Here is a 238-nt window from a genome sequence, read left to right on the forward strand (position 1 = left end):
GTGATATCGACAGTGGGTTTTGGAATATCGAAGACCTGATGGCGGTAGTAAGGGCCACCTTGAATATCGATATCTGACTGGGCACAGCAAGGGCACACTTCAGGAAAACAATCGATAACTACATCAGTTGTTTTCAGTCGTGAGAGTTTTCGTTGATGCCCTGTGTGGCCTTCTTTAGCTCCTCTCGAATTGCGACCACCAGAGCTTTGATCTTTTTTCGCTCATGCTTGTCCTTAGG

Annotated in this window: 1 pseudogene; it reads right to left on the minus strand. The window is 46.6% G+C overall.

From position 1 onward, the window contains the following. A pseudogene (locus tag H5300_RS28275) lies at positions 1-238 on the minus strand (IS66 family transposase); the annotation flags it as partial.

The organism is Vibrio sp. SG41-7, assembly GCF_014164465.1.
GTDB lineage: Bacteria > Pseudomonadota > Gammaproteobacteria > Enterobacterales > Vibrionaceae > Vibrio > Vibrio splendidus.